Below are 25,233 nucleotides of genomic sequence, written 5' to 3'. Positions count from 1 at the left end.
TTTTTAATTGTTTTCTGGTCTTAATTTACGGACAGTTGCTCCCGCTTGCCACATTTCAGAATCTCTCAATTCTTTCAATTCTTCTTCCAATTTCACCCTATAGTCAGGCTTACTATTGGCTTCAATAGACTTGGCTGCTTCTTTTCCTGTCTTTACACTATTGTATAAGTCTTCGAATACAGGTTTGGTTGCATCTCTGAAAGGTTTCCACCAATCCAATGCACCTCTTTGAGCTGTAGTTGAACAGTTGGCATACATCCAATCCATTCCGTTTTCAGCTACTAAAGGCATCAAACTTTGTGTCAATTCTTCAACAGTTTCGTTGAATGCTTCTGAAGGAGTATGACCATTGGCTCTTAATACTTCGTACTGAGCTGCGAAAATACCCTGAATAGCACCCATCAAAGAACCTCTTTCTCCTGTAAGGTCAGACGTTACTTCTTTGTAGAAATCAGTTTCGAATAAATATCCTGAACCTACACCAATACCTAAAGCAACTACTCTCTCTTTTGCTCTTCCTGTCGCATCTTGGAAAATAGCGAAAGATGAGTTCAAACCTCTACCTTCAACAAACATTCTCCTCAATGAAGTTCCTGAACCTTTAGGGGCAACCAAAATCACGTCCACATCCGCTGGTGGAACGATACCTGTTTGCTCTTTGTAAGTAACACCAAAGCCATGAGAAAAGTAAAGTGCTTTTCCTGGAGTCAAATGTTTCTTAACTGTTGGCCATAAGGCAATTTGTCCGGCATCAGACAACAAGAACTGAAGAATTGTTCCTTTTTCACAGGCTTCTTCCAACTCAAAAAGTGTTTCACCGGGAACCCATCCGTCAGCGACAGCTTTGTCCCAAGTTTTGGAATCTTTTCGTTGTCCAACAATGACATTGAAACCATTGTCTTTAAGGTTTAGCGCCTGTCCTGGGCCTTGAACCCCATATCCTAATACGGCGATAACTTCGTCTTTTAGGACTTCCTTGGCTTTTTCAAGAGGAAATTCTTCTCTTGTCACTACGTTTTCTTCAACTGTACCGAACTTCAGTTTCATAACTATAAATTAAAATTGATTTTAAATTGGTATTATAAATATTTATCAATACTCACCATTGGCTTGGCCACAGCTACCCTGCCGGACCTAACAAATTCCAGAACATTGAATTCTTTTAAAACTTCCAGCAAATCCTGGGTGTCTTCTTTATGGCCTGTCATCTCTACGACCACAAAATCCTTCTCGGCTGAAATAATCTTCGCGTTGTACTGGCGAATTACTTTCTCCAAACCTGGATCTATACTGTCAATTGGAATTTTGTACAAAGCAATTTCTTGAAAAACCATTTCATCATCCAAGTAATAAAAAGCTTTGATTACGTCAATGATTTTTTCGATTTGCCTTGACAACTGAATCACTTGCTCTTCAGTTGTATTCACCTCAATGGTGATCCTGTAAATCCCCTCTTCTCTACTTTCTGAGGCAGTAAAACCATCAATATTGATTCCCCTTCGGGTAAATATTAGGGTAATTCTACTGAGTATTCCTATGAAATTTTCTGTAAATACAGAAATTGTGTATCTTCTTTTCATCTGAGTTATTTAAGTCTAACTTCTTCTACAGAACTGCCGGTGGCAATCATTGGAAAAACATTGTCCTCTTTTTCTACTTTCACCTCAAGGAAATAAGGTCCATCATGTACAAACATCTCAGCTACAGCCTGACGTAATTCAGCTCTTTCATCTACTTTTTGAACCTTAAAATTATAAGCCTCTGCAATTTTTATAAAGTCAGGGTTATCAAGTTCCGTAAAAGAGTAGCGCTTGTCAAAGAACAACTGCTGCCACTGTCTTACCATGCCCAAGAAATTATTGTTCAGCAAAACAACTTTCACTGGAGCCTTGGTTTGCATAATGGCCCCTAGCTCTTGAATGGTCATCTGAATTCCGCCATCTCCTACTACACAGATTACTTCTTTGCTGTAATCATGGAGCTGAGCTCCTAAGGCGGCAGGAAGAGAAAAGCCCATGGTACCCAAGCCCCCGGAGGTAACCTGTGTTCTGGAGTTTTTGTATTCAAAATACCTCCAAGCGACCATTTGATGCTGACCTACGTCAGTAACCAGAATCGCATCGTCTGCTTTAAACTCATTGATATGTCGAATCACTTCACCCATGGTCAGGCCATTCTTGGTCGGTGACAAATCATTGCCCACAACCACTCTTTTTTCCTCTGCTTCAAGCTCTCTGAATTGCTTGAACCATTCCGGATGTTCTTTCTTGTCTACTTTCTCAACAAGCTTTTCCAAACTGACCTTACAATCACCTAAAATAGGTACTTCAGCTTTTACAATCTTGTTAATTTCCGCAGGATCCAATTCAAGATGAATCACCTTGGCCTGTTTGGCATAACGCTTTACATCTCCCGTTACTCGGTCATCAAACCGCATCCCCACACTGATCAAAACATCGCACTTGTTGGTAAGCATATTCGGCGCATAATTGCCATGCATACCCAATTTCCCTACATAATTTGGATGTTCCTCTGACAAGGCACCTGTTCCCAATAAGGTACAAGCTGCAGGAATTCCTGTCTTATCTAAAAATGCCTTTAACTGACTTTCAGCTTTACCCAATATTACACCCTGTCCATATAAAAGATAAGGCCTTTTTGCATTATTGATTAGCTTAGCTGCCGCATCAATCACACTGTCTTCCACCTTTGGATAAGGTCGGTAAGAGCGAATATTTAGACAAGGCACATAGTTATAGTCCCCTAGGGCTACCTGAGCATCCTTTGTAATGTCTATCAATACAGGCCCAGGTCTTCCGGATCTGGCAATATGAAAACCTTTAGCAATAGCTGGTGCGATATCCTCCACCCTTCTTACTTGAATATTCCATTTAGTGGCAGGCATAGAAATCCCTACCACATCGGTCTCTTGAAAAGCATCTGTTCCCAGAAGCGGTGACAATACCTGTCCTGTGATACAGACCAGAGGTGTACTGTCAATTAAGGCATCAGCCATGCCTGTTATTAAATTGGTTGCTCCCGGGCCGGAGGTGGCCATACAAACCCCTACTTTTCCGGAAACTCTGGCATATCCTTGGGCAGCATGAATTGCCCCTTGTTCGTGTCGGGTGAGGATATGCTGGATTTGATCCATATAATCATAGAGTGCATCATACACCGGCATGATAGCCCCTCCCGGGTAGCCAAAAATAAATTTGGCATTTTCTGCTACCAGGGATTTGATTACAATTTCTGCCCCTCTTATCTGTGAATCATTCATAGTCGTTAATCTTTATCCGTAACGCATCCTTCAGATGCCGTAGAAACTAACTGAGAATATTTTTTTAACGTTCCATTTAAATGGCTCAAGTCTTTATTTACCCAAGTTTTCTTTCGCTCTGCAAAAGTTTCTTCAGATACATCACAAGAGATTTCAAGTGTTTCTCCATTGATGGTAACCATATCGCCATTTTGTAAAAGTCCTATTGGACCACCTGTATATGCTTCCGGCGTAACATGACCTACGACAAAGCCATGGGTGCCTCCTGAAAATCTTCCGTCTGTAATGAGCGCTACATCAGCTCCCAATCCTGCTCCAATAATTATTGAGGTAGGTTTAAGCATCTCAGGCATTCCGGGTCCACCCTTTGGACCTACAAACCTGATGACGACCACATCACCTTTTTGAACTTCCATGTTTTTCATGGCATCATTGGCCTCTTGTTCTGAGTTATAAACCTTTGCAGGTCCGGTAAAAGAGACACCTTCTTTTCCTGATATCTTGGCCACTGAACCTTCAGGTGCTAAGTTTCCTGTCAATATACAAAGGTGTCCTGTTTCTTTTACAGGAGAATCAATAGGGTTGATTACACTTCCTTTAGCAACTTTAATTGGCGCAACGTTAGCCAAATTTTCAGCAATAGTTTTGCCAGTAACCGTCATGCAATCACCATGTAGGAGTCCATTGTCTAGAAGGTACCGCATAAATGCCGGCAATCCTCCTTGATCATGCAAGTCTTCCATCATGTATTTACCACTAGGTTTGAAATCACCTAATACAGGAGTGGTGGCATTAATCTTCTTGAAATCTTCCAAACCAAAGTCAATTTCAGCAGTTCGGGCAATGGCCAACAAGTGCAATACCGCATTGGTACTTCCTGCAAGTGCCACAACCACCCTTACAGCATTCTCTAAACTTTTCTTGGTGACAATATCTTTCGGCTTCAAATCCATTGCCAATAAGTTGGCTATAAACTCCCCAGCGGCCTCACATTCAGCTGCTTTTTCCTGAGAATTGGCAGGGTTGGATGCACTGTAGGGAAGTGAAAGCCCCATGGCTTCTATGGCAGAAGACATGGTATTGGCGGTATACATCCCACCACAAGCACCTGCTCCGGGACATGCATTTTTGATTACGCCCGTGTAATCCTCATCAGAAATTTCATTTTTGATTTTCTTTCCATAGGCTTCAAAAGCCGAAACAATATTCAGCTTTTCTCCTTTATATTTACCGGACCTAATGGTGCCTCCATACACCATGATGGAAGGCCTATTGACCCTTAGCATACCCATGACTGCACCCGGCATGTTTTTATCACAACCAGCTACGGTAATTATCCCGTCAAACGAATGACCTAGAATAAATGACTCTACGGAATCAGCGATGATCTCTCGGGAAGGAAGACTATATCGCATTCCTGAAGTCCCCATTGAAATCCCATCACTAATACCTATTGTATTGAATACCAATCCAGTCAGTTTTGACTTTCTAGTAGATGCCTTTATGGCTCTTGCAAAGTCATTAAGGTGCATGTTACAAGGATTACTTTCATACCCGCAACTAGCTACCCCCACAAAAGGTTGCTTCATCTGCTCATCCGTCAGCCCTGTTGCATACAACATGGCCATTGACGCCGGATTCTCTTGATTATCGCTTACCTCCCAACTATTCTTTTTGAATTGCTCATTATAACTGAATTATTTTTAACAACTGGCTTATAAAAAAAGTGCTTCACTCGAATGAAGCACTTTGATTGATTTTTTCTATTGGCAATAGATCAGCGCTTCATCACTTACTAAATGATAATGACAATTAGGACGACAAGGCTGACAACTACTAACATATCTCTTTTGAGCGTATTATTTCTGACTTTATTTTATATTATTATAATGCAATATTAAAACCCTTAATCCACACTTACAATATTTTAATTCTTTTTTTAATTTCTCAAAAATAAGAAAATAATGTAAATGAAATTAAATAAAAAATTAAAGCCTTAAATAGTAGATTATCAAAAATTTTATTTTAAAAAAATTAATTAAGGTAAAAAAATTCAAAATTTTATTCTGATGCAAACTTTTGTTAAATTTTCCTCAAAAAAACCGACTTTCAAGTGATCCTTATCAACTTTAAACAGAAGTAAGCCAATATCTAAAAAAATGAATTAAAATGCTTCATAGAAAATCCACAGCTTTGTTTTAATTTTAGAACCTAAAGCTATACAAATATGATCATTTTTCCCAATGCCAAAATTAACCTTGGCCTACATGTTCTCAGGAAAAGAAACGATGGATTTCATGATATCGAAACCTGCATGTACCCCATTCCTTTAAAAGAAGCTTTGGAAATAATCCCTTCCAAATCCTTCTCTTTCAGTCATAGTGGCATCTCTATTCCAGGTGATTCAGACAACAACTTGATCGTAAAAGCTTACCAACTATTAGCCGAAGATTTTCCTGAATTACCCACCGTAGCAATCCATTTACATAAAAGCATTCCTATCGGTGCAGGCCTGGGAGGAGGCTCTGCAGATGCAGCCTTTACCTTAAGTCTTTTAAACCAACTATTTTCATTAGGGCTAACTACAAAACAATTGGAAAACTACGCCTCACAATTGGGTAGTGATTGTCCATTTTTTATCCAAAACAATCCACAGATGGCAGAAGGAAGAGGTGAAAAATTAGCCCCCTTGCACCTCGATCTGTCCGGGAATTGGCTATGCCTGATTCACCCGGGAATCCATATCGGCACAAAAGAAGCCTATGGAGGCATACAACCCAAGCTTAGTGGCAAGAATTTGAGAGCCATTCTTTCGGATCAATCAACTTGGAAATCTCAGCTAATCAACGACTTTGAGAAGGGAATTTTCGACAGCCACCCGGAAATTGCCACGATCAAAGAAAAACTATATGAAGCAGGTGCGTGGTATGCGGCTATGTCCGGTTCCGGTTCTGCTGTTTTTGGATTATTCAAAGACTGCCCAACAGCCATGGATTTGCCGGAAAATTATTTCGTATTTACTGAAAAATTACCTTAAAGCATCAACGAACTTGTTGTGTAAGGATTCGGCCCAAAGACCATTATCCTACTTTTATTCCTAGTGGATTTTCCTCATCATGCCCCCTAGTTTTCTTTTTTGAACATAGCGAATCAAAGGATAAATACAAACCGAAGCCATAATAATCAGGGTTCCCAAGTAAAATTCCGGAGTCATTTTCTCTTTTTCGCCAAAGATGATAAAAGCCAAAAGAATCCCATACACAGGTTCCATATTCACTGTCAAATTCACTGCAAAAGCTGTTAATCTTTTCATTAAATTCACCGACAGAGTAAAAGCAATCACTGTACAAACTTGAGACAAAACCAGCAGCCAAAACCAATCTAAACCTTGTGGAACCCAAGAAAATCCATCTTCTGTAAACCAATGGATATAAAATGGGATAAAAGCTGTGGTTAGGATAAAGGCACCAATCATTTCATACAAAGTAATAATAAAAGGACTGTGATTTTTAGTCAACCTTCCATTAATCACTGTGAAACAGGCACTTAATAACGCAGAAAGGACTGCCAAGAAGAGCCCTAAAGCATAACCCGATTCAAACTTAAAAATCACTATTAACCCAAGAATTACAACCAAGCCCAATAATACCTCATACCATTTTATCGCCTGTTTATTTACTAGGGGTTCAATAATAGCGGTCCACAAAGTACAGGTAGCCATACCGGCCAAACAAACAGATGCTGTAGACACTTGCGCTGCCCAAAAAACAATATCCAATGTGCTCCGATTAGGCCTCCGGTAACCAAAAATTTAAGCAAAGCATTCCACTTAACCTTTATATTTCTCCTCTTAATCTTTAGCAAGAAATACAGGCCGATACTAGCCAGCAAGGTTCGATAAAAAACGATCTCAACAGCAGGAAGACTTATCAGTAAGCCCAAAATCGCCGTAAATCCCCAGATTAAAACCACAAGATGAAGCCATAAGTAATCTTTTACCATAAGCCATTTTTATCTTGGAACCGTTTTGTATAGCACAAGACCGGTAATTCCAAATACAATATTTGGCATCCACACGGCTAGGACCGGATAGGCAGTGCCTGCTTCCGCAAATGTTCTTGAAAGTAAAAAAGTATGATATACACAAAAGCAAGCATAAAGCCCAAAGCAATTTTAAAACCTGATCCTCCTCTGGTTTTACGGGCTGAAACAATGACCCCTATAAAGGTCAGTAAAATCGCTGCAAACGGAGACATGAAACGCACATATTTTTCTATTTTATAAAAACTTACATTGTCCGCTCCCCTATCTTCAAGAATCAAAATTTGTTTGGATAGATCAGGTAGGGTTAGGGTTTCATGATGGTTGAGGGGAAGGTCAAAATCATTGGGAGTAATTGACAGGGTGGTATCCATGGCATCTCCAGTAGTCCAGGTCTCCCCATTTCGTTAAACTCTCTCAACCTCCAGTTTCGTGCATTCCAGACATGTTTGGCTGTATCCCAAACAATCCTTTCTGCTGAAAATTTGGAGATAAGTTCCCCGTCTTTAATATTTTCTAAAGTGAAATCGTGCCCTGAATTTACAGAGGTAAAATACCTCCTCATATAGGCAAATAAATTCGGTGCCACCTTAATATGAATATTTTGTTGGTTGACATCTTGACCTTTGTCCAAGTATTCAACCCTAAATTTTGAAACCCCTCTGTGGCAACCGGCAACACCCAGCCATTGAGAAAGAAACTTACTACAGCGATCAAGAAAGCGGAAAAGAGGAAAGGTACAAGCATTCGTAAAAAACTTACCCCACTACTGAGAATTGCTATAATCTCAGTTCTCCCAGCCATTTTAGAAGTAATGAAGATTACAGAGATAAAGACAGTAATTGGTGTAAGTAAATTATTAAGATAAAGCCCATAATTAAGCATGTATTGTAAAATCTCAGAAGCGGGCACATCATTTCGAATATAGGTATCATTCTTTTCGGTAAAATCTAGTACCAAAACGACCAAAATCAACATCAAAACCACAAACAAATAGGTTTTGAGAAAATCTTTAATGATTAACTTATCCAATAACTTCATACCAATTGGTCTTTCTCTAGTCTTTCAAATGAAACGGCTACTTTAAAAGAAATCTTATAATCTACGGCTTACTTTTTCAACCATCGCATTTTTCCAAGAAGTAAAATCCCCTGCTTGGATTCGTTCTCTAGCTTGTGTCACCAACCAAAGATAGAAGGATAAATTGTGAATGCTTGCGATTTGAGCAGCAAGCATTTCTTTACTTATGGTCAGGTGCCTTAGATAAGCTTTCGAGTAAAAATTACTCACATGAGAATGAAAGCCACTATCAATGGGTGAGAAATCCATTTTCCACCTTTCATTCCGAATATTGATAATACCTTCCGTGGTGAAAAGCATGCCATTCCTGGCATTTCTGGTAGGCATCACACAGTCAAACATATCTATCCCAAGCGCTATGGATTCCAAAATATTTGCTGGTGTTCCTACACCCATCAGGTACCTGGGCTTCTCTTCAGGCAATATATCAGTTACCAAATCTGTCATCTCATACATCATCTCGGCCGGCTCCCCTACAGACAATCCTCCAATGGCATTTCCCTCCCTATCCTGATCACTTACAAACCGGGCAGCATCCTGACGCAGGTCTTTAAAAGTACTTCCCTGAACAATAGGAAACAAAGATTGACTATAGCCATATTTCCCTTCTGTACTATCAAACCGCTCAATACATCTTTTCAGCCACCTATGAGTAAGATGCATGGAGTTTTTGGCATAACTCCATTCACAAGGATAAGGCGTACATTCATCAAAAGCCATGATGATATCGGCTCCAATGGTACGCTGAATATCCATCACAGATTCCGGGGTAAAATGATGTTTAGATCCATCAATATGTGATTTGAAAACCACCCCTTCTTCTTTTATTTTTCTATTCCCTTCTAAGGAGAAAACCTGATACCCTCCACTGTCAGTTAGGATAGGGCTAGACCAACCAATAAATTTATGCAGACCTCCGGCTTTTTCAAGCACTTCCAAACCCGGTCTTAAATAAAGGTGATAAGTATTGCCTAAAATAATTTGAGCTTTCACATCATAGGTCAATTCTCTTTGGTGCACAGCCTTTACAGAACCTGCAGTCCCTACCGGCATAAAAATTGGTGTTTGAATGGTACCGTGATCCGTTTGAATTTCTCCGGCTCTGGCTTTTGACTTTTTATCCTTACTTACAAGTTTAAATTTCATTCCTCCCTTTCATTGAAATATCCCTCATTTACTTATTATATTTGAATCCGAATTAGGCAGTAGTGAAATTCTTAGGCATTGAAAATATTCAGAATAAGATAATATTTAAAATTTTGCCATAATTTGGCCTTGCTATATTTCGATCTTCAGCTATTCAGTTCTCTTTTTAATTGAGACAAGCATCAAGAAAGTTAATGCTTGCCCCAAATGGAACACAAAAATAACTGCAATAAAACAAAAATTTGAGCTTTTTGAATTAATCTTATAGAACTGACAGTAAGCATAAATATGGAAAACACATTATGGTGGATATTTTTTTTGGCTTCGGGGCTACAATTTACTTACTTGATGGTAGTCTTTGGCAGGTTTGCTTTTTTTCATAAAAGACAAGAAGAAATCGGTGAAGATTTAAATTTGAGTGGTGTAAGCGTAATTATTGCTGCAAAAAATGAAGCTGCACATTTGAATGACCTTATCCCATTACTAATGGAGCAAGACTACCCCATCTTCGAGGTATTGGTAGTTAATGATTGCTCCACTGATGAATCTGAGGATTTATTAAGGTCACTTTCCGGCAAATATGACAAGCTAAAAATCGTAAATATTAGGTACACCCCCAACATGTAACAGCCAAAAAATACGCACTTACCCTAGGAATAAAAGTTTCTAAATACGAGACAATCCTATTGACAGATGCAGATTGCAGACCCGTTTCCTCACAATGGATTAGAAGGATGTCTGCACCTATCCGGAATGAAGGTAAAACTTTTGCACTGGGGCATGGATCTTACCTGACATTACCCGGTTTATTGAACAAAATCATTCAATATGAAACATTACTGACAGCTATTTACTATTTTTCTTTTGGCTATTGGAAATCACCCTTTATGGGTGTAGGCAGAAATCTTTGTTATCGTAAGGATTTTTTCATGGAAAAGAAAGCTTTTAAATCACTCTGGCACATAGAAGGTGGCGATGATGATCTGTTCGTAAATAAATATGCAACTGCAACCAACACTGCTATTGTTGCACAGCCAGATAGCATTACAATTTCTCAACCAAAGACCAATTTCAAGGACTATTTTACCCAAAAGAAAAGGCATTTTCATGCCGGCAAATATTATCGTAACCGCGATAAACTAAAATTGGGTTTATACTCGTTAAGTCATTTAGTATTCTGGGCTTCTGCTATAGGAATTGTAATTCTTGAAAGCACTTGGGAACCAATTGCCCTAGTATTGGGGTTAGTTTTCTCTAGAGCAATGCTCCAGTATTTAATTATTCACCGGGTTAGAAAAAATTAGAGGGGACTGGGAAGGTAATATGGACCATATTTTTTGATTTGATGTACATGATTTATTTTTGGACCTTAGGAACAAAAGGTTATCTGTCAAAAACAGTTAAATGGAAATAAACGAAAGAAGTTTTTCAGATAAAGCGTTAGAAGATTTCGAATTGATCGACAAAGCGGTCAATGACAAAGACCAGCAAGCGTACGCTTCGCTCATGAAGCGGTACAAGAAGGCCGTGTACTTTATGATCTTAAAAATGATCAGAGGTGCCGACGATGCCGAAGACCTCACCATGGAAGCTTTTGCCAAGGCTTTTAAGAATCTTCATAAATTCAAAAAGATTATACATTTAGTACGTGGCTCTTTAGAATAGCGACCAACAACACCATTGATTTTATACGGAAGAAAAAACTCAAAACCATGAGTTTGAACAACACCATGACTGATGATGGTGGCAATGCTGTAAATATCGATGTGGAAGATGATGACAACAATCCTCAGGATGAGTTTATCAAAACCCAAAGAAAAGAAATGGTGCGAATCTTTGTGGACAAGCTACCTGCAAAATACCGAAAACTAGTAAAGCTCAGGTATTTTGATGAGTTGTCCTATGATGAAATTGCTGCCGAACTAGACAAACCCCTTGGAACAGTAAAAGCGCAACTTCACCGCTCAAGGGAATTGCTCTTAGAGATCGCTGAAGGAAAAAACAAACATATCTAATTTCAATGAATCCAGACCACAAGCTGATCCAGCAATATTTCCCTGATTTGAACGCCCTACAAATGGGACAGTTTGAACGAATGGGAGAACTATACCTTGATTGGAACAGTAAAATCAATGTTATCAGCAGAAAAGATATGGACAGCTTTTATGTGCACCATGTCCTGCATTCACTTGGTATCGCAAAGACGGTTTCCTTCAAGCCCGGAACCAAAATTCTTGACATCGGTACCGGAGGAGGTTTTCCTGGAATTCCTTTGGCTATTCTTTTTCCAGAAGTACAGTTTCATTTGGTGGACTCAATAGGAAAAAAATATCTGTAGTAAAAGATGTGGTCAAGCAGCTGGGTTTAAAAATGTAGAGCCTCAACAAGTTCGTGCAGAAAACTTAATGAGTAGAAAATACCATTTTATTGTGAGCCGTGCTGTAACTCAAATGGAGAAATTTTATCCTTGGGTAAAGGGTCGCTTCAGGAAAGAAGATGTACACGATGAGTTTCAGAATGGAATACTGTACCTAAAGGGTGGCGATGTCGATGAAGAACTGGAGGCCTTACATTTAAATTATGTTTGCTACCATCTTGAAGACTACTTTAGAGAGCCGTTTTTTGAGACCAAAAAGGTAGTCTATATTCCTTTTGAAGGTAAAAGGTGAAAATTAAAACCTGGGTATCCAATTAATTAAAAACCCGAAAAAGAGGTCGGTAATCACTCCTTTTCGGGTTTTAAATTTCTAATACTAACTAGATTTACTTTACCAAAACAATTTCTATACTGGATTCACTAACAGTAAGTCCCTCTTCTTGAAAGCTTTCAAAATCGGATGCATCAATAGCTCCATTTAGTTTGAGCATGGTTTCAGAATTGTCAACAATATCCAGTCTTACCACCTCTTCATTATCAGTAATCACCAACTCATCACCAAGTAATTCCCAGTTTCCTGAAAAGATTTCCACGCCTTGCACAGGTATCCTCTCACTTTGAAGAGGCACACCCAATGCACTTACTGAGACATCGAATACAAATCTTCCGGTGGCAGCAACCAGCTGATCACCATCACTAAAGGTCAAACTCATGTCATAATCTTGACCAACTCCATCTATATTTACAGGTACTCTAGTAGAAGAGCCGGGCACCTCAACAGTTCCTCTTCCGATTAGGGTGGCCTCAAGAAGCTCCCATTCGGTATTCGCCAATACTAGCACAGGTTTTTCACTGTCTGCGTCGCTCGTGCAACTCCCAGTCAATAGAAGCGCCAATAAAAAGATAGAATATAGAGAAGTTTTCATGAGTATAGTTATTTCTTTTTGTAGGTAATTTTAACTGGCACCCCAGTAAAATCAAAGTTCTCCCTCAACCTATTTTCCAAAAATCTGGTATAGGGTGATTTAATATATTGAGGCAAATTACAGAAAAAGGCAAATACCGGATTTTTGGTAGGCAATTGAGTTATGTATTTAATTTTTATATACTTCCCTTTATTTGCCGGTGGTGGGTATTTTTCTATTTCCGGTAATAATAATTCATTCAATTTCGAAGTAGGTACTTTTCGATGTTTATTATCATAAACATTCATCGCAAGTTCCATGGCCTGGTATATCCTTTGCTTGGTGAGTGCGGAAATAAAAATGATGGGTATCCATTTATTTTCACCTAGCTTTTCGGTCATATTGTCTTTAAACTTCTGCATGGTTTTGTGGTCTTTCTCCACCAAATCCCATTTGTTTACCATGATCATCAGCCCTTTATTATTTTTGATTGACAAAGAGATAAGATTGACATCTTGAGCTTCCAGTCCTCTTGTAGCATCCACCATGATTATGATCACATCTGAATCTTCAAGGGTTCTTAAAGATCGCATGACAGAATAAAACTCAATGTCTTCTTTTACTTTGGCTTTTTTCTAATGCCTGCAGTATCCGTAAGTATATAATCCTTCCCATACAATTGGTAACGGGTATGAATCGCATCTCTTGTTGTCCCGGCCTCATCTGTGACAATGGACCTTTCTTTTCCTATTAAGGCATTTAAAAAAGAGGATTTCCCTACATTAGGCCTACCCAAAATCGCCAATTTAGGGATTCCCTCATCCGGATCTCTTTCACCTTCATCGGGAAATTTCTGTATTACTTCGTCCAATAAATCTCCTAAACCGCTTCCACTGGTTCCGGTGGTAGGATAAATTATTTCCTCTCCTATCCCCAGTGCATAAAATTCATTGGCCATAAGCATACTTTCCAGATTATCTGCCTTATTGGCAACGATAAAAATAGGCTTATCCGTACCCCTTAGCTCTTTGGCAAACTCTGCATCCAGATCAGTTAGCCCAACCATACAGTCAACTACAAATAAAATCACCGATGCCTCTTCTATGGCCAATTTTACTTGTTTACGAATTTCCTTTTCAAAAACATCCTCAGAGCCTTTAACATATCCTCCGGTGTCAATGACGGAGAAAAACTTACCTCCCCACTGAGCATGCCCATAATGCCTATCCCTTGTAACACCACTTAGGTTGTCCTCAATGGCCTTCCTTTCTTCTACAAGTCTATTAAAAAGTGTGGACTTGCCCACATTAGGTCTCCCTACAATTGCTACTATATTAGCCATAATTTTATTTATTATTGGTCGTAACCAAATTTCCTCAATTTATTTTTATTTTTTCGCCAGTTGTCCTCCACCTTTACAAAGGTTTCAAGAAAAACTTTCTTTCCAAAAAATTTCTCCATCTCAATCCTAGCTTGAGTTCCCACTCTTTTCAGTGCTTTCCCTTTGTCTCCTATGATTATTCCTTTTTGGCTATCTCTTTCCACAAATATCACAGCACGCATGCGGATCAAGTTTTCAGTTTCTTCAAAATCTTCTATGCGGACTTCTGTGCTGTAAGGGATTTCTTTTTTATACTGAATAAATATTTTCTCACGAACAATTTCAGAAGCAAAGAAACGCTCCGGACGGTCACTTAGTTCTTCTTTATCATAAAATGGTGGATGCACAGGCAACCGATCCAAGATTTCCTGCAAAATCTTTTGAAGGTTAAATCCTTCTAAGGCCGAAATAGGAATAACAATATCTGCATTTATTTTTTCTGTCCAGTATTGGGTTACTTCCGCAAGCTTTTCTTCTTTGTTCAGATCAATTTTATTGATGATCAGTAAAACAGGAACATCTGCGGCATTTATTTTTTATAATATCTTCAATTTCTTCGTCATTCTCAAAAAGGTCGGTTACAAAAACAATTACATCTGCATCTTCAAGGGATAGGTTTACAAAGCCCATCATGCTTTTGTGTAATTCATATTTCGGTTTTAGCATACCGGGGGTATCAGAGAAGACGATCTGATACTCAGGCTCATTCATTATCCCCAAGATCCTATGACGTGTAGTCTGGGCTTTGGATGAAATGATAGAAAGCTTTTCTCCGAGCAGGGCATTCATAAGTGTAGATTTGCCCACATTGGGTTTACCTATAATATTTACAAAGCCTGCTTTATGTGTGTTTTCCGACATGGTCTCAGATTTTTTTACAAAGGTACTTGATTTTTCATAATATGTCCTTACCTTTGTACCACAATAAAGGAAAGGGCAACAAAAAACGTTTGTAGTCGTAAACTTTAACAGAGCGATAATAATAAAATTCAAAGATATATCGCGGGATGGATTCGCCAAGCCGAAATCGTTGGACTCATATCCGCCGCGGCGGACTCAGGTTCGAGTCCTTAAAATTGAAATGTTGAATTGAAAATATATCGCGGGATGGATTCGCCAAGGCGTAATCGTTGGGCTCATATCCGCCGCGGCGGACTCAGATTCGAGTCCTCAAAATTGAAATGTAGAATTAAAAATATATCGCGGGATGGAGCAGTTGGTAGCTCGTTGGGCTCATAACCCAAAGGTCACAGGTTCGAGTCCTGTTCCCGCTACTAGAAACCCCTTATACTTCACGTATTTGGGGTTTTTCTTTTTCAGTAGGCCGTACAGTAGGCTGTTTGCATGTATTTAGTTACTTATTAGGAACGGATGTTTATTGATAAACGCCAATCCTAAGTTTTTCGAAAAAAGGTAATTCAACCTCTAAAAGTTTGTATTGGTGTTTTATTTTAAGTTTTTAACGATTTTTTCACGTATTTTTTTTCAATTTAGTAATTAATTATCCCCTAAAAAAACTCGTTTTTACTTTATTTTATCTTGTACTAGTAATTTTAGTGCTCTCTGATCCTGTGGGCTTAGGTTTAGCCTCTGTTTTAGAACCTCCACTACCTCCTGTGGGCTGTTTCTTATCGCTAGAACCCTGGCCATCTGTCTTAAAATCTCCTGATCCTTGCTATCCTGGAACCTCTTTTCCATTGCCTTCAATAGCATCTCCATTGACGGGAGAATCTTTAAATCCTTCATTTTTGCTTCCTTCAACTCTTTGATTAGATTGATTCGAAACATTTTTCTTGCTTTCTCTAGCTTATTCATTTTGCTCTACATTATAGTTTTGGTATTCTTCTGAATTTACAAATTCATCGTAACTCTTGTCTAATTGCCCTACATCCTAATCTTCTAAGAAGTCAAGAATAGCGTTTGTCTCTCTTCTTTATAAGAATATGTTAGCGTATCACAGGGGTTCATTTTAATTTAATAATATTGTTCTAAGCTAATGGATTATATAAATTTACTGGACTAAACTCTTATTATTTTCTGATTCTAATAAACCTAATATTATTTTTAATGCAGTTACTTTATCGAACAAGTTAATACTGAAGCCTGTATCTGTAACATGTAAAGATTTAATGGCACCGGATTTTTTTGCTCTATAGAATCCAAGTCTTTAATTTCAAAATCCTTATCCAAGTAATCAAATACGTTCCCAAAAGCAATAGTAGCCAGCTCCCTTAAAGCCATTTTTTGGCTAATACCCATATCTTCCAGAATTGGCCTAGATTTATATTGTATGTACTTTTTTATATCAGGTTTTTTCAGGTTTTCATACCCTTGCTGATATGCTGATCTTTCACTATACCCTGCAAATTTAGCTGCATCTGTGGCGTTGAATTTGGCTTTTCCAAGGTAGTATTCTACAAAAAGACACTCCTTGTTGGTGAGACTAATTTGTTGATTCCCAATATTTAAATACCGCTTCATAGTCAAATTTAAGAAATACATAAATATTAACTTCTATACTCGCTAAAAAATGCAATGTAGAAGAAGGGAAGAAAAATAACCTAATTATGGAAATAATCGAAGCAAGAGGTGTAAATGTGAAAATCCACCAATCTATTGATTGGATTTTGGCACTATACTTTCATAATGAGGTTTTCAAATATCTTACTTACATAATCTTTATTAACCTCAATAAATAGCACCTTGTTTTCAGAAAATTCATCTCTAGTGGTTCCTAAGCCGTCTCCCCAACTCTTTCTAACTTTTTCAAAGGGTGTGACTGATAAAATAAAGCCTGAGATAGAAACTTCTACTTCCCTATTATCTCTATCTAAATCTTTTTGAACTTTGGCTTCGAGGGTTTTTACATCTTCCTTGCACCATAGTATTTTAGGATTGTTGAAGTGATTGTCACCTAATAATATTCCTTTCGGATCAAGGAAGTAGATGTATTGCTTTTTACCATCAATAACCCAAAGTATGAAGTCTGGGTAAAATGATGAGCTTTCCATGAAAAAACCAATGCCCTTTACTGACAGGTTTCTGAGAACAAAAAGCTGTTTACCTTCAAATTGCTTTGATTCTTTCACATATTCTCGCAGGTGGTTTATGAAGTCTCTTTCGCCTTCATTTAACCTTACTGGCACAGTCTTTATTTCTTTAAACTTCTTGCCATCTGCAATCGATGCTATCGGAGAATACAAGTGCTTATCAAAATGAATGGATGGCAAAGTTTTATCGTCCTTCTCATAGATGTCTTTGATTTTGGCTTCTAGTTCTTTAATAAATGTTTCGTGCTTTTTAGGCACTTTTACAATCATGGTATGCGAAGCGGGGAACATGGTTGAATGCGAAGCGTGATCCAGCATATCGTACGTTAAATACTTTGAGAGAAAAGCCTTTTCTTTATCAGCATAAAACTTGTTGATATAGTCTTTCACCAAGCTAACAGCTACATTCTGAATTTTACCTGAGATAGCTTCATTGATACTAAATTGACCTTTATGGCTGTACAGGTTGAAATTACCACCTTCTATGAGTTGTGAAATCGTATCGGCTTTAATAATGAGATTTTGGTAGCCTTTTATGAGCTTGTATCTGTTTGCTTCTAGTACTAGACCATTATAGTCCAGAAAGTCCCCAAATCCCTTCAAAAAGTTTTCTTGGTATTCTTCTGCATCTTTGGCCACCTGGCTATTGAAACCACCTGCTGCAATGCTGATTTTATTACGCATGTCAATAGTGACCCTTTTCGCCACGTCTGCGCTATATTTCAATTCAATCAGTTCATCCTTAAAGGATTTTCCTTCTTGTTTTTTGAAGGTCATAATTTGCCCATCCCACAGCTCTTCATGGTTGAGTTTGATTTCTATTGGGATATTGGTGTAATCAGGTACTTCCTTTTCTATTTCCGTTAAGAAACGATTCATGTAAGAAGCGTTCAAGCCCATTATTGAAATGGTCTGTAATGCCCGGATATGGTAAGGCGCATTGGCTTCTTCCCGTTTTAGGGATAGGTTTTTACCCTTTAGACGAACACCACGACCAAAGAGCTGAATGATCTGGGCACCTTCACTTTTTCCCATGTTCATCAGTCCCATACTTGAAACTCTCCATGAGTTCCAACCTTCGATGAACTTCTTAGATCCAATGAGAATATTGATGGTAGAGTTAGTCTCTGAAATGGCTTGAAATAATGAGTTGGAAAAATTATCATCTTGAATGGTCAATTCTCCTTCGGTATCTGCTTCAAGTGTTTTGGCATACTTCGGTACATCACCAATATTAATGACGGCAAAGTACTGATCACTGGTTTTTGTCTTTAACGCAATTTCACCTTCTGCCTGTTTTACTTGAAATGCTTCTATGTTTCCGATACCATTGAATACTTTGCTAAGGATAGATTCAGCTATGGGTTTAGATGTTCGAAGGTGTTCAAAGTGTCCTTTGAAAATGTCATTTCCATCTGCATCTCTTAGCCCTGTACTGTCATTAAGTATTTTATCAATATCCACTTGTAAAGAAGCAGGTGATGAAAGTGCATACTTAAAGAACTTTATAATCCTAGATACATCAGAAACACTTTCCTTGTCTCCTTTGGTTAAGCTGCTTGAATTGGAGCTAATAACACGGCTTCCAACAAATACCCAAAGGGGCTTCTCGATGTTGTATTGGCGCAGCTCTTTTTCATATTTCTCAAACAGTTCAAGCTGCTCGTAATAACCTAACAAACTGGCTGTAAGAAGTAGCTTATTTTGTTCTTCACTGTATTCGTTTTTGGTGTCAAGATTGAATACACTAAAGTCTTTGCCATAACCATCTGTATAGAAATGGCGATAGGAGTAGTCAAAAATGATGGACTTGCCGTATTCCTGCAATAAGTCCTTAGTGCTGTTGGTGATGATCTGACCAAAGGTTGCTGAATACTCGAAGGTGAAAGAACCTTCGCCACGAGTCAAATGCTCTCTCAGATTCTTCCATGCTCTTTCTTCTGACTTTTGCCCCTTGTGTCCTTCATCTATGAATACTAAGTTCTTTGACTCTGAGAAGTAATCTACATCAACACTTACACCTTCTCCTTCCTTGTCTTTAACCAATTTTGTAATCTCCAATATGAGTATTTCACCTTCTTTGGTTTTTAGGCTTTCTTCACTACCTGAATAGAGCTTTACTGGAATACCACTTTCAACACAACTTTCATAATGTTGCCTGCTTAAACCTTCATTTGGGGTTATGAGAATGATGTTCTCCCATTCTTTGAAGTACTTGGTGATTTGCCAATAGTTGCAATGCATCAAAAGGGTTTTACCGCTTCCGGTAGCCATCCAATACGCCAATTTCTTCAAGTCATTTTCTGTGTAGGCTTCTATTTGCTTAAAGTCGTTACTCTTTTCAGCATAGTCATTCAGCTTGGCAATTAGTTGATTTGCATTGTTGCTGTATTGGTCAAAAAAGTACTCGGTAAATAGCAAGGCAAACCATTGGTAGTATTTGAAGGTGAGAAACGGTTCAGCTCGGTTTTCACGGAGTTTTTTCTCATAGCCTTGGATGGCTTCATCGTATTGCTGTATCGCTCGATCTTCAATGCGTTTGTCTGAGTTAGACATTAAAGCACTGGCAAAATAGGTGTAACCCGTTGAGCTGGTGCCTGACTCTTTGTTGTTAAACTCATCTCGCAAGTCTTCAAAGGCTTCATAACCCAACTGATGCAAGATGTACCTGAAAAGGACAAGTTGTTTTTCTAGTTGCATGGTTATGAGAGCATTTTGTTTTTGAATACTTCTTCAATGGGTTGATAGCCTTCTATATGCGCTTGGTCATTGATATAGAGCAGGTCATACTCAAAGGCTTTGAGTTCTGTTTTTAATGTAGCTGCATCTGCTTTGAAATCATCTACAGTCCAATCTTTTACGGAACGCCATACCACCAAAATGTTTTTATTGGCATTGTTATGCCCGTAAATGAATTGGTACTTTTTACCATTGAGTTCTTTGGTGATGCATTTCTGCATGTGTAGCCCTATGAGGTAGCTGAAGGTTTCTACCAGATCAACGGCTTGCTCGGTATCATAAGTAAAGCCATCCCATACCTTGAGTTTGTAATCCCAAGGGTCTTGCATGGCGCCTGTGTTTACTAGAGTCTGGCTGCCTTTGGTTTCAAACTCCAAGAAGTACTTAGGGATGTACTGCTCAAATTCCAAAGCCTTTTGTACTGCATCTTCTGAGGCGTTGAAGGCAATGTTTTCTAAGGCTTCTTCATACTGCTCTAGGCGTTGGTACTTGAAGAATACCCCAAGCCCATTCATGCTGCCATCTTTTGGTTTGCCATCCTTCCAATCGAAGGTGTAGGCGATTTTTTTGATGCGGGGAATAATTACAGAGTAAGTATATGCACCCTGTTCAGTTAATATACACTTCCTAAGTCCTTTATCATTTCTATTTAGTTCCTGTACGGCATGGAATGTAGTCCCGGAACCTGGAAAAAAGTCAAGTACTATATCGTCTCTCGTGGCTGATATATGAATTGCATCTAAAACTGTTCCCATTGCTTTAGGATAACTGAAAGGGACTTGACGACCAAATAATGATTTTAGAACCATGATTCCGTTGGCCGAAGCATCGTACCTTGGGTCATGCCAAATAGTTTTTGGCTTTTTCCCTGTGTCCACAAGCCTTCTCTTTTATATAATCGGAGTTCACCACCAACTTCTTTCACGAATAATTCTGTATCCTTTTTCTCTAGGAATGTGCTTTTCCCCCAACGCCATGTCTTTTCTTCATTCGATGAATTGATAGGTAGAAGTTCTACAAAATCTTCTGATTCCTTTTCAAGGCTGAGAGATTTGGTTTTTGGATTAAAGAAAATACTGTAGAAGAGGTTAGGACGTGTTACTCGATCTGAATTGTTTCCTGTACGCATAAATGAAGTTTCGGCATATTTTGAAATATCATCTTCTTTATTATACTGCTTTAAATCATCTTCAGAATAGGAGAAATTATTGAATGTGGTAAATTCCCGTTCTTTCCCAAAAACTAGCATATATTCATGTGCTGTTCCATAGAATTTATCATCATTACGACCCCTTGGATTATGGATTACTGGAATATTAGCAATGAAGTTTTCACCACCATAAATAGATTCAACTAACGGGTGTAAATTCTTATATTCATAATCGTCAATTGCTATGTTGAATGAGCCTGATTGTGATAAAAAGTCTTTTGATAAAGGGATTGTATTATTCATTAAACTGAGCCAAGAAGAATGCTTGAAAGTATTCTTATAAATAATTTCGCTACTCTTGGCATTATAAGGAGGGTCGGTGTATACTGAGCCAACCTGACCTAAATACAAATCTCTAAGAGTAATAAGCCCGTGGTAATTGTCAGTATTTATTACTAAACCATCACTCATTGCTTTTAAGTCAATCTTTGAAGAAAGTGTATTCAGTAATTCATATTTAAAATCATTACTGAAATGCTGTGTGTCGATTGGGTGCTTTTTCCAATCAGGGGTTTTACCTATATCAGTTACTCCAAATAAATCTTTCCACTCAGCTACCTGCCTTTCATTTTTAACTACTTCTTCCAAAATGGATTTGGCAGCTTCTTCTCCCACATAATTCACCAAGCGGTCAATGGTAATCACCCATTCAGTACTCAGCACAAACTTCTTTTTCTCCCAAAGCTTTTTTTGGAAATCTTCAATCTGGCTAACAAAGGCAATGATGGTATCGGCAATAGATTTGAATACCTTAATGGTTTTCAGGTTATGCTTTAGTCGGTCAAAATGTGAATCTGTGTCGGTTACATAGAGGTCGTCTACATTCACCAATTCACTCTTGATGTAATAATCCAACTCACGCTCTAAGAAACCTTTCAGGTTTTTATGAATAAAGAAATCGTGCTTGTTCTTTCGGGTGTAGTGCTGGAGCTTCTTTAAGAGTAGGGGTTTGCCTTCTTGTTCTTTCCATAGATTGGCAAATGTTGGATTGGTGCCAAATTCTTTTTCAAGAAATCAAACGCAATTTCATCTAAGGTGTCTTGCTTGCTATTGCCTTTAACTTTCTTCTTCTCATCATCACCTAATGGTCTGTACTCAAAATAGATGGTGATTTCTTTTTCGTTTACATCTGGCTGCTTGTTGGCCAACACAAATTGCAGGTCGCTATCATCCTTCTCCTTGATTTCAGGTGACTTATCAGATAGCATAAAGAAGTTGGTTTCTTCGGCTTTTACATTGCCTTGCTCCAATTGTGCATTTTGCAATTTGAAGTTCACCACCAAGTTGCAATCTGCTGTTTGCACCTTGAAGGCATAATGGTTGAATGTCTCAGATGACTTGATGTAGTATTGACCCTGATTAGCCCAATGAAAGTGGGTTTCTTCTCCGTTGTACGGCACTACGTATTTTTCATTCTTTCCAAACCTTCGTTTGCTGATAAAGTCGCCCTTATCATAGTAGCGGGAGAAAAACAAGGTTAGGTGGTTGTAAATCTGATTCTCCGTTTCAACGGACACGGAAGATTCAGTGGCTTTGGCCTTTAGCTCTTGATATTGGTTGATTTTGTCTTTACCAAACTTCTCAAGAGTTTTCTTTTCACTTTCGTCTGCTTCCAACCATCCTTTGATGATATCGTCCTTTTCGAACTCTGAGATTTGTTCTTGTATCTGCTTGGCTTCATCGGCAGATAAAGTCTGCAATTCTGCCTTTACCTTGTCTACCAATAGTTGGTCAATGAAGGTGGCAATCTCTTTCTTTTTGTAATGGAGAATTTTATAAACACCAAAATCCAAGTCCTGAGAATCAAACTGAAATAGTTGATTGAGGAAGGATTTTAGTTGTTCAAGCGATGTATTATTATTTGCCATAGTGCGGACATTATTTGAGCTATTTCATTATTCTATTGCTAAATTTAATGCAAATTGTTCTACATCTTCGTTTTTTCAAGGTCATTTGTGTAATATGAATACCAATCGTTGCCAAGTCTTTGACTTCCAATAGTTCTACCAGATGTATTTGTTTCAATTGTTTTATATTCGATAACCTTAATCAATCTACTTTAGGTCGGTAAATTTTACCTGCTTTTTATGCTATATTACAAGTTCTAAATCCCTGAATTCACGCATATAAGCATGACCTGAACTCCTATTAAATACTGTGCTAAGTATATATATGGGACTTTGCTAAATTTGTGGTAAATTTTACCCTGTATTTTGGCCTGCCAAATATATCATTTTGTCTTCAACCATTTGAGATAGGCACTCTCCAATGTTTTCTTGTTGACATTCCTTCAAAAATCCCTCATATATTTTTGCTCTTTTCCTATAAGTCTTAGGAGTTGCTTTGGCTTTTATGACTTCCCTAAACCTGGAAGTTCCCATTAATAATTTAATTTCTGCCTCAGCCAATGAATCTGAAGACTCAATTGGCAATTCTGAGCTGTACACAATTCTTTCAGTTTGTACGACAAGTTCGAAAATCACTTCAGTAAGCCATCCTTTTTGAAGCAGATCACCGGGAGTATTAACCCTAATTGATGTTCCTTTTCTATTCCTGATATAATTCATCTTCATTTCCTGTTCTACCCTCAAAGTAGGAGGAATAATAATCCGTTTATGAACCTTGGCTTCATGCTGCTTGTCATAAAGTTTGAGTTTTAGGTTGGTCTGTTTTGCATACTGACCATAAGCTTTGTGGATATTTCCCATTCTCATTTCCTGGAAAAAGGTAGCTCCTAAAGAAATACATCTGGAATAAAACTTTTCAGCGTTACAGGACAAATTGCAGCCTATAGTCATTTTATTAATAGAAGCACCTAAGAAATTCTGACCAAATTTCTCTACAAATAGTTGTATGGTTTGCAATATATCCTCATAGCTGTAATCCCCATAATTATTACCATGATAGAACTTGTGCCAAGAATTTTTAATTTTCAATTTGTCATACCATATTTCTAGTCTAAGGTTTTTCCAAGATGCAACGTATTTAAGCACCCTATCTTGTCTGTATTCTGGTGCAAAAATTAAATCCTTCCAAATAAATGGCTCCCTTATTTCATTAATTACATTGTCAGGAGGATTAATTTTCATGGTTAGTTCAACATCATCCAGCATATGAACCCCCTTTCAATTTGCTATACTCTTTTTGCTCATCAGGAATTACTTTAAAGCAAAGTAAAAATCCTCCACATTCATCATTGAAATGGATATTTCCATCATGTTTTAAACCAACTAAAGACTTGAAAAGATTCTGGCAAAAGAAGTAAACATAAACATGCTTTAATGATGACAGTAAAAAGAAAAACGGCCTGCTTTCTGATCTTACACGTACACTTTGAAGTAAATGTTTACCTTTAAATCTACTTGTTGTGAACTTAATCTTCTTATTAAAAAGGTATATTAATTGATAGGCACCCAAGGTATTAAAACCATAATAGCTGCATCCTTTAAATTCAAAAGATGTACCTCCTTTACTGTATATTACCATTACATAGGAATTGTGGCAGCCATTGCATGTTAATTGCATAACTCTAAGGCCCCCAACCCAATTAAAATAAACAATTCAGAATGTGGGTGCAATATGTAAAGCAAAAAATAGGTAAATTTGATTACTGCTTTTGATTGGATACCATAAGTGGTATTGGTGCCAGGTGAAGCTACTTCTCTTGGCACCATGATTTTTATACCTCTCATGCCTTTAGTATTTTACCGTTCGCACTTCATGTAAAGAGGTCTCTATCTCACTTTCTTTATAAAGCACTCTGCCACCTATAACATAGGATGTAATAAGCCCAGCTTTAGTCCAAGAATTTAAAGTTACAAGGGAAACTTTTAGTTTTTTTGATGCTTCTTTTCTTGTTAGGAAATGTTCTGAAATAGGAATAGGTTCAGGCAAAGCCCTGAATTTTAAAAGTGCTTTATTCAAAGATTCCTGAATAATACCAGTAAGTTCTTCTTGTGTAATTAAAATTATTTTGCTCATAACTTAACTTATTTTGTTTAAGATTGAGCAATTTTAATAGGGG

The 25,233-nt window shown here is 38.0% G+C and carries 19 protein-coding genes, 1 tRNA gene and 6 pseudogenes; 6 read left to right on the top strand and 20 right to left on the bottom strand.

The features are described 5' to 3' along the window. Window positions 1-3 precede the first annotated feature (3 nt). From ilvC to ilvD, 4 genes are read right to left on the bottom strand one after another with little or no spacing between them, the layout of a single operon-like run. Window positions 4-1,047, bottom strand: coding sequence for a ketol-acid reductoisomerase (gene ilvC / locus WG932_RS24720; RefSeq protein ID WP_014020413.1), 1,044 nt, complete (start codon window positions 1,045-1,047; stop codon window positions 4-6). Between the two features lie 32 nt (window positions 1,048-1,079). Then, a complete protein-coding gene (gene ilvN / locus WG932_RS24715; protein ID WP_014020412.1) occupies window positions 1,080-1,580 on the bottom strand; it encodes an acetolactate synthase small subunit in 501 nt (166 codons plus the stop codon). A gap of 5 nt (window positions 1,581-1,585) precedes the next feature. Beyond that, entirely contained in the window at window positions 1,586-3,280 is a 1,695-nt protein-coding gene (gene ilvB / locus WG932_RS24710) for a biosynthetic-type acetolactate synthase large subunit (RefSeq protein WP_014020411.1), read from the bottom strand. A 5-nt stretch (window positions 3,281-3,285) separates the two neighbouring features. Then, window positions 3,286-4,908 (bottom strand): dihydroxy-acid dehydratase, encoded by a 1,623-nt coding sequence (gene ilvD / locus WG932_RS24705; RefSeq protein WP_483085759.1) that lies wholly within the window; start codon window positions 4,906-4,908, stop codon window positions 3,286-3,288. A gap of 599 nt (window positions 4,909-5,507) precedes the next feature. Here ilvD and ispE point away from each other — a divergent pair. Then, on the top strand, window positions 5,508-6,317 hold the full coding sequence (gene ispE, locus WG932_RS24700; RefSeq protein ID WP_483085758.1) for a 4-(cytidine 5'-diphospho)-2-C-methyl-D-erythritol kinase: 810 nt from the start codon (window positions 5,508-5,510) through the stop codon (window positions 6,315-6,317). 60 nt (window positions 6,318-6,377) lie between these two features. On the opposite strand, the pseudogene WG932_RS24695 reads toward ispE, so the two are convergent. The 4 genes and pseudogenes from WG932_RS24695 to tgt form a co-directional block, all read right to left on the bottom strand. Continuing rightward, a pseudogene (locus WG932_RS24695) lies at window positions 6,378-7,282 on the bottom strand (DMT family transporter). Window positions 7,283-7,291: 9 nt separating this feature from the next. After that, a pseudogene (locus WG932_RS24690) lies at window positions 7,292-7,695 on the bottom strand (LptF/LptG family permease). Window positions 7,696-7,882: 187 nt separating this feature from the next. Next, window positions 7,883-8,362 carry an LptF/LptG family permease gene (locus WG932_RS24685; RefSeq protein ID WP_483085757.1) on the bottom strand — a complete coding sequence of 160 codons (480 nt, stop codon included), beginning with the start codon at window positions 8,360-8,362 and terminating at the stop codon, window positions 7,883-7,885. Between the two features lie 54 nt (window positions 8,363-8,416). Beyond that, window positions 8,417-9,547: a tRNA guanosine(34) transglycosylase Tgt gene (gene tgt / locus WG932_RS24680; protein WP_149394201.1), complete on the bottom strand. Its 1,131-nt coding sequence runs from the start codon at window positions 9,545-9,547 to the stop codon at window positions 8,417-8,419. 288 nt (window positions 9,548-9,835) lie between these two features. Here tgt and WG932_RS24675 point away from each other — a divergent pair, with 288 nt between their 5' ends. The 4 genes and pseudogenes from WG932_RS24675 (at window position 9,836) to rsmG (ending at window position 12,216) form a co-directional block, all read left to right on the top strand. Further along, a complete protein-coding gene (locus WG932_RS24675) occupies window positions 9,836-10,174 on the top strand; it encodes a glycosyltransferase family 2 protein (protein WP_483085756.1) in 339 nt (112 codons plus the stop codon). Window positions 10,175-10,233: 59 nt separating this feature from the next. Next, window positions 10,234-10,851, top strand: a complete 618-nt coding sequence (locus WG932_RS24670; RefSeq protein WP_483085755.1) for a glycosyltransferase family protein — start codon at window positions 10,234-10,236, stop codon at window positions 10,849-10,851. Window positions 10,852-10,951: 100 nt separating this feature from the next. Beyond that, a pseudogene (locus WG932_RS24665) lies at window positions 10,952-11,562 on the top strand (RNA polymerase sigma factor). Between the two features lie 5 nt (window positions 11,563-11,567). Next, window positions 11,568-12,216, top strand: a pseudogene (gene rsmG, locus WG932_RS24660) (16S rRNA (guanine(527)-N(7))-methyltransferase RsmG). A 94-nt stretch (window positions 12,217-12,310) separates the two neighbouring features. On the opposite strand, the gene WG932_RS24655 reads toward rsmG, so the two are convergent. From WG932_RS24655 to era, 3 genes and pseudogenes are all read right to left on the bottom strand, one after another. Beyond that, window positions 12,311-12,850 (bottom strand): hypothetical protein, encoded by a 540-nt coding sequence (locus tag WG932_RS24655; RefSeq protein ID WP_483085754.1) that lies wholly within the window; start codon window positions 12,848-12,850, stop codon window positions 12,311-12,313. A gap of 8 nt (window positions 12,851-12,858) precedes the next feature. Continuing rightward, window positions 12,859-14,171, bottom strand: a pseudogene (der, locus tag WG932_RS24650) (ribosome biogenesis GTPase Der). Window positions 14,172-14,182: 11 nt separating this feature from the next. After that, window positions 14,183-15,071 (bottom strand): annotated as a pseudogene (gene era / locus WG932_RS24645) (GTPase Era). A 340-nt stretch (window positions 15,072-15,411) separates the two neighbouring features. Between era and WG932_RS24640 the strand changes: the two are divergent. Next, a tRNA-Met gene (locus tag WG932_RS24640) sits at window positions 15,412-15,484 on the top strand. A gap of 250 nt (window positions 15,485-15,734) precedes the next feature. Here WG932_RS24640 and WG932_RS24635 read toward each other — a convergent pair. From WG932_RS24635 to WG932_RS24595, 9 genes are all read right to left on the bottom strand, one after another. Further along, complete coding sequence (locus WG932_RS24635) at window positions 15,735-16,025, bottom strand: hypothetical protein (RefSeq protein ID WP_483085753.1); 291 nt, start codon at window positions 16,023-16,025, stop codon at window positions 15,735-15,737. 258 nt (window positions 16,026-16,283) lie between these two features. Then, window positions 16,284-16,691: a terminase small subunit gene (locus WG932_RS24630; protein WP_483085752.1), complete on the bottom strand. Its 408-nt coding sequence runs from the start codon at window positions 16,689-16,691 to the stop codon at window positions 16,284-16,286. 152 nt (window positions 16,692-16,843) lie between these two features. Further along, entirely contained in the window at window positions 16,844-19,960 is a 3,117-nt protein-coding gene (locus WG932_RS24625; RefSeq protein ID WP_483085751.1) for a DEAD/DEAH box helicase family protein, read from the bottom strand. A gap of 2 nt (window positions 19,961-19,962) precedes the next feature. Continuing rightward, a complete protein-coding gene (locus WG932_RS24620) occupies window positions 19,963-20,877 on the bottom strand; it encodes a DNA methyltransferase (RefSeq protein ID WP_483085750.1) in 915 nt (304 codons plus the stop codon). Then, the gene (locus tag WG932_RS24615) at window positions 20,799-22,064 is read right to left on the bottom strand and encodes a DNA methyltransferase (protein ID WP_483085749.1); all 1,266 of its coding nucleotides are present in this window, start codon (window positions 22,062-22,064) and stop codon (window positions 20,799-20,801) included. Before WG932_RS24615 ends, WG932_RS24620 begins: the two co-directional genes overlap by 79 nt. A gap of 80 nt (window positions 22,065-22,144) precedes the next feature. After that, a complete protein-coding gene (locus WG932_RS24610; RefSeq protein ID WP_483085748.1) occupies window positions 22,145-23,077 on the bottom strand; it encodes a hypothetical protein in 933 nt (310 codons plus the stop codon). 333 nt (window positions 23,078-23,410) lie between these two features. Further along, window positions 23,411-24,322 (bottom strand): hypothetical protein, encoded by a 912-nt coding sequence (locus tag WG932_RS24605; RefSeq protein WP_483085747.1) that lies wholly within the window; start codon window positions 24,320-24,322, stop codon window positions 23,411-23,413. Window positions 24,323-24,724: 402 nt separating this feature from the next. Continuing rightward, window positions 24,725-24,901, bottom strand: coding sequence for a hypothetical protein (locus WG932_RS24600; RefSeq protein ID WP_483085746.1), 177 nt, complete (start codon window positions 24,899-24,901; stop codon window positions 24,725-24,727). Window positions 24,902-24,905: 4 nt separating this feature from the next. Continuing rightward, on the bottom strand, window positions 24,906-25,190 hold the full coding sequence (locus WG932_RS24595; protein WP_483085745.1) for a helix-turn-helix domain-containing protein: 285 nt from the start codon (window positions 25,188-25,190) through the stop codon (window positions 24,906-24,908). Between the last annotated feature and the right edge of the window lie 43 nt (window positions 25,191-25,233).

The sequence above is a fragment of the Cyclobacterium sp. SOCE241 genome (genome assembly GCF_056867545.1).
The sequence above is the reverse complement of the archived record's forward strand: the minus strand, read 5'-3'. Positions and strand labels throughout refer to the sequence as shown.

Excerpts from the sequence above, each read along its gene's own strand:
- ilvC (WP_014020413.1), bottom strand. The coding sequence starts at position 1,047 with ATGAAACTGAAGTTCGGTACAGTTGAAGAAAACGTAGTGACAAGAGAA.
- ilvN (WP_014020412.1), bottom strand. The coding sequence starts at position 1,580 with ATGAAAAGAAGATACACAATTTCTGTATTTACAGAAAATTTCATAGGA.
- ilvB (WP_014020411.1), bottom strand. The coding sequence starts at position 3,280 with ATGAATGATTCACAGATAAGAGGGGCAGAAATTGTAATCAAATCCCTG.
- ilvD (WP_483085759.1), bottom strand. The coding sequence starts at position 4,908 with ATGGCCATGTTGTATGCAACAGGGCTGACGGATGAGCAGATGAAGCAA.
- ispE (WP_483085758.1), top strand. The coding sequence starts at position 5,508 with ATGATCATTTTTCCCAATGCCAAAATTAACCTTGGCCTACATGTTCTC.
- WG932_RS24685 (WP_483085757.1), bottom strand. The coding sequence starts at position 8,362 with ATGAAGTTATTGGATAAGTTAATCATTAAAGATTTTCTCAAAACCTAT.
- tgt (WP_149394201.1), bottom strand. The coding sequence starts at position 9,547 with ATGAAATTTAAACTTGTAAGTAAGGATAAAAAGTCAAAAGCCAGAGCC.
- WG932_RS24675 (WP_483085756.1), top strand. The coding sequence starts at position 9,836 with ATGGAAAACACATTATGGTGGATATTTTTTTTGGCTTCGGGGCTACAA.
- WG932_RS24655 (WP_483085754.1), bottom strand. The coding sequence starts at position 12,850 with ATGAAAACTTCTCTATATTCTATCTTTTTATTGGCGCTTCTATTGACT.
- WG932_RS24635 (WP_483085753.1), bottom strand. The coding sequence starts at position 16,025 with ATGAATAAGCTAGAGAAAGCAAGAAAAATGTTTCGAATCAATCTAATC.
- WG932_RS24630 (WP_483085752.1), bottom strand. The coding sequence starts at position 16,691 with ATGAAGCGGTATTTAAATATTGGGAATCAACAAATTAGTCTCACCAAC.
- WG932_RS24625 (WP_483085751.1), bottom strand. The coding sequence starts at position 19,960 with ATGCAACTAGAAAAACAACTTGTCCTTTTCAGGTACATCTTGCATCAG.
- WG932_RS24610 (WP_483085748.1), bottom strand. The coding sequence starts at position 23,077 with ATGGCAAATAATAATACATCGCTTGAACAACTAAAATCCTTCCTCAAT.
- WG932_RS24605 (WP_483085747.1), bottom strand. The coding sequence starts at position 24,322 with ATGCTGGATGATGTTGAACTAACCATGAAAATTAATCCTCCTGACAAT.
- WG932_RS24600 (WP_483085746.1), bottom strand. The coding sequence starts at position 24,901 with ATGAGAGGTATAAAAATCATGGTGCCAAGAGAAGTAGCTTCACCTGGC.
- WG932_RS24595 (WP_483085745.1), bottom strand. The coding sequence starts at position 25,190 with ATGAGCAAAATAATTTTAATTACACAAGAAGAACTTACTGGTATTATT.